This window comes from Mycobacterium zoologicum (assembly GCF_020181635.2).
GTDB classification, from domain to species: domain Bacteria; phylum Actinomycetota; class Actinomycetes; order Mycobacteriales; family Mycobacteriaceae; genus Mycobacterium; species Mycobacterium zoologicum.
This window is the reverse complement of sequence record NZ_JAYJJS010000075.1, coordinates 1-1,656: the sequence shown is the minus strand read 5'-3', so window position 1 is coordinate 1,656 and position 1,656 is coordinate 1. Positions and strand designations below refer to the sequence as shown.

Annotated in this window: 1 pseudogene; it reads right to left on the bottom strand. The window is 66.2% G+C overall.

Annotated elements, in window-relative coordinates:
- Nucleotides 1-66: 66 nt before the first annotated feature.
- Nucleotides 67-1,442, bottom strand: a pseudogene (locus tag K6T84_RS23790) (ISL3 family transposase).
- Nucleotides 1,443-1,656: the final 214 nt, after the last annotated feature.

Sequence of the window (1,656 nt, the reverse complement as noted above, 5' to 3'; positions counted from 1 at the left end):
CAGGTTCTCGTGCAGATCCAGTTCGCGGGCAACATCAGCAACACGCCGATTGCCGGCTCTTCCGAGTTAGCAGGGGCGTAGCCGCCTGGCTCTGAGTGGCGCTCGCCGTGATTGGCGGGTGCAGGCCCACCGTACTCGGCGGCGTTGGTTGGTGGGGTTACGGAAGCCGAAGGCGGTCCGGCCGACGTGCTTGACGATCCGGTTGTAGCCTTCACTGCGGGCATTTGTCAGGCCGGTGGTGATCGCGAGAATCATTGGTGCCTGCCAGGTTTCGATGGTCTTTGCCAGGTCGTGAATCTCCGGGACAGCGGTGGCGGCGCAGAAGTCGTAGAACTGCCACAGGGCGGCGTTGACGTCGGCGCGAGCGCCGCCGGTCGTAGCGCAGGCCAGCACGTCGCGCAGCAGCTCTTTGGCGATCCAGGCGGCCAGGATGTTGCCGGCGGGATCAGCAGCGGCCAGGGCGGCGACCAGGCGAGCGTGCTGGTCATCGGTGAGACGTTCAGCAGCACGCAGCAACCGGCGCCGGTTGAGCCACTCGCCGTCGGCTTTGCGGCCCCGTCGTCCCCGGTTGTCCCAAGTGGTGCGCCGGCGCACCGCCTCAACGGTCTGGTTGGCTCGTTTGACCAGGTGAAACTTGTCGACGATCAGCTGGGCGTGGGGCAGAGCGTCGCGGGCGGCTTTGGCGTAGGTGTTCGACATATCGATCGCCACGTAGTCGATGGCGGCCCGCCAGGCTGGGTCACGCTCAGCGAGCCAGTTGGCTACGGGTTTGGCCGAGCGGCCGTTGATCTGCACCAGCAGGCCCCCGGCGCCGGCGATGTCGACCAGTCCGGTGTCGAAGCGGTCGACCCAGATCCGCGCGCCGGTGTCGGGGTCGGTCTCGTAGTGGGCCTTGCCGCGGCGGGTCTCATCCATGCCGAGCACGGTGATCGGCTCGGGCTCACCGTCAAGGGCCGCATCGGCGGTCGTGGCCACCGCGGCGTGGCAGGTGTTCCAGGTGCAGCCGTAGGCGTCAGCGACCGCGACCACCGACCGGTCATCGTCGAGGACCGCGTGGGCCATCTCGGTCTTCGCCCGTAGCGTGATCCGGGCACGCGGTGGGACCGCTGGTGTCGCCTCGGTGAACGTCTTCTTCTCACATGAGTCGTTGGTGCACAGCCATTTCCGCTTCCGCCACACCATCAGCGGTCGTCCTGGCCCCATCTTGACATCACGCGGTCGGGTGATCACCCAACCGCGGTGGCCGGCAGTGGACCGGGTCTGGCACGTCGTGCACCGGCCGACCCAGTCCGGGGCGGTGCGGACCTCGAGCACCCGGACACCATCGTGACCGACGCGGACCGCATCGACGACGATGCCATCGAGACCGAGCAGCAAGGAACTATCGTTGGACAAGGCTCGCGCCCTTCTTGTGTTGGATGCGTGAAGAACACCCAGTTCACAAGGGCGCGAGCCCTCAATCAGTCACCGACACGATCCGAATCGGTCACCCCAGGACCCCCATCAAGTCGGAAGAGCCCGATTGCCGTCGATCACTCGATGAGCGGCCTCGACCCTGTACTCAGAGGTATACGATCGCCGCGGTCGTGACATAGGAACATCCGTCCAGGGGACTGCTGTCCCGCTATCTCAGATGTCCACCGTTTCTGGGGAACC